Here is a 2,694-nt window from a genome sequence, read left to right as displayed (position 1 = left end):
ACCATCCCGGCATCGAAATGGCCGGGAATCAGGCACGCGAAATGAAAGCGCCCCGGTTTTGCGAATTGCCATGTCAGTTCGCCGCGGGCGCCCGGCTTCTGGTCGCGGCGCACCTTGAGCACTGTGAACATGCCACCCATCGCGACGCCGCCGAACGGGCCTTTTCCGGTCATCATCGGCAGCGTGTTGTCCGGCAGCGGCATTTCCATCTCCGCCATGTCGTGCATGCCGCGTTCGCCCATCACCATGTAGTCCGGAACCAGCTTGCTGATTTTCTGGGCAATGCCGCGCTGGTCGACGCCTATCATGGTCGGTACGTTGTGGCCCATGGCATTCATCGTGTGATGCGACTTGTGGCAATGCAGCGCCCAATCGCCCGCTTCCGTGGCGTCGAACTCGATCGCGCGCATCTGACCGACGGCAACGTCGGTAGTGACCTCCGGCCAGCGCGCGGCGGGCGGGACCCAGCCGCCATCGGTGCCGCTGACGACGAATTCATGCCCGTGCAGATGGATCGGGTGATTGGTCATCGTCAGGTTGCCGACCCGGATGCGGACGCGGTCGCCCTGGCGCACCACCAGGGGATCGATGCCCGGGAATACCCGGCTGTTGAAGGTGAACAGGTTGATGTCGCGCATGGTGTTCACGCGCGGCGTGTAGCTGCCGGGCGAGATGTCGTAGTTCGACAGCAGGAACACGAAGTCGCGGTCCACCTTCATCTGCGCCGGGGTCTTCGGATGCGTGACCCAGAAACCCATCATGCCCATCGCCATCTGCGTCATCTCGTCGGCGTGCGGGTGGTACATGAATGTGCCTGCGCGCCGCGCCACGAACTCGTAGACGAAAGTCTTGCCCGGCGCGATGGCCGGCTGCGTCAGGCCGCTGACGCCATCCATGCCGTTTGGCAGCCGCTGGCCGTGCCAGTGCACGCTGGTGTGCTCGGGCAGGCGGTTGGTGACGAAGATCCGCACCCGGTCGCCTTCGACCACTTCGATCGTGGGCCCCGGCGACTGGCCGTTATAACCCCACAGGTTGGCCTTCATGCCTGGCGCAAGTTCGCGCACGACAGGTTCTGCCACCAGGTGAAATTCCTTTACGCCATTGTTCATCCGCCATGGCAGGCTCCAGCCGTTGAGCGTGACCACCGGATGGAAGGGCCGGCCGTTCGGCGGCGCGGGCGGTGGCTGGGTTCCGGCCGAGGCTGCGCTTGCCGCTTCGGGCAGGCTGGCAGCGCCGACCCGGCTGACCAGGCTGGCGCCGACCGCCAGCGCGCCCGCGCTCCTGAAAAAGTTCCTGCGTGATTCTGAGGGCATCTCTATTCCTTTCAGTGTGCTGCTCGGGACGCTGCAGCCGGCGCGGCGCTGCGCGACAGGACGCCGCCGCCGGTGCCGCCGCTCCCGCTACCATTCACGGCTGATTCCAGGTCGGTCTCGGCCAACCAGAAATCGCGTTGTGCATCGATTGCCCCATTCACGGTGTTGATCTGTTCGCGCGCATCGGCGAGCAGTTCGAAGACGCCGGTCAGCATGCCGTTGTAGCGCAGCAGGACTTCTTCCGAGATCCGCTTGCGAAGCGGCACCAGGTCCTGCTGGTAATGGCGGGCCAGGTCGTATGAAGTGCGATAGGCCGACCATGATTGCCGCACTTCCGAGCGCGCGCGCACGGCCAGGTCGGCGGTACGCTGCACCGATTGCATGTAGATCGCCTGTGCCCGGGCCACTCGCGCGCCGCCCCAGTCGAACAGTGGAAGTTCGAGTGAAATTTCATAGCCGTCGCTGCGGTTCCTGCCGGTGTCGGTCTTGTTCTGATACCCGAGCTCGACGGCATTGATGACGCCGGTCTTGCGCGTCAGCCCCAGCATGCTGGCGGTCGCCTGGGCATTGCGCGTTGCCATCTGCAGGTCCAGGCGCTGGCGCATGGCGTCTGCCTCCAGCTGGCCTGCCGCACGCGGGCTTGCCGGTAGTGCGGGCAGGCGATCCGGCAGGGAGAAGCCGGCCTGCGCACCCCATACCCCCATCAGCCGCGCGAGTTCTTCGCGCGCCGCGATTGCCGCATGCCGGGACCGCGCCAGCTGCGCCAGCGCGTCAGACTGGAATGCCTGTTCGCGCAGCCGGTCCAGTTGCGGCAGGTTGCCAACCGCAGCCATGCGGCTGGCCAGTTCCGCACTGGCCTGGGCGGCGTCGCGCACCTGCTCCATGTACTGCGCGGTCTGGGCCGCCGCTACGGCGCGGAACCAGGCGCGTCGGGTGGCGTGCGCAAGCTGCACCGCCTGCGCTGCCGCCTGCATTTTCGCCTGTTCGAAGCGCTGTTGTTCAATGCCGATGCGCAGCGGCATGGTCAGCAAGCCGACCAGGTCGAACATGATGCTGCGGTCGATCTCGATCTCGTCGTCGCGCCGCATGCGGGCGAACGAGAAGCCCGGGTTGCGCAAGCGCCCGGCCTGCACCAGGTCGGCTTCGGCGATGCCCATGGCCTGCAGGTCAGCCTTGAATCCGGCATTGTTCAGCAGTGCGACCTGGACTGCGGCATCCGCCGTCAGCGGACGCGACAACAGTGCATCGACGGTCTGGGCCGCACCGGCCGCTGCTTCGCTGGCAGGATGCGGGATGGCATGGCCGATCCGTTCCCGCGTCAGCGAGGAAACGGTCGACATGCCGCCATCCGGCGAGAAACTGCTGCAGGCGGAAAGCAGCA

General features: G+C 66.1%; 2 protein-coding genes. Both read right to left on the bottom strand.

Features of this window, described 5'->3' with window-relative positions; all coding sequences use genetic code 11:
* Positions 1-1,313 (bottom strand): multicopper oxidase domain-containing protein (locus tag Q7T06_RS03495; protein WP_304780226.1); only part of this gene is annotated, 1,313 nt, incomplete at its 3' end.
* Between the two features lie 11 nt (positions 1,314-1,324).
* Positions 1,325-2,692, bottom strand: coding sequence for a TolC family protein (locus Q7T06_RS03490; protein WP_304780223.1), 1,368 nt, complete (start codon positions 2,690-2,692; stop codon positions 1,325-1,327).
* Positions 2,693-2,694 lie beyond the last annotated feature (2 nt).

Origin of the sequence: Herminiimonas sp. (assembly GCF_030645555.1) — a bacterium.
Taxonomy (GTDB): domain Bacteria; phylum Pseudomonadota; class Gammaproteobacteria; order Burkholderiales; family Burkholderiaceae_D; genus Oxalicibacterium.
This window is presented reverse-complemented; position numbering and strand designations above follow the sequence as displayed.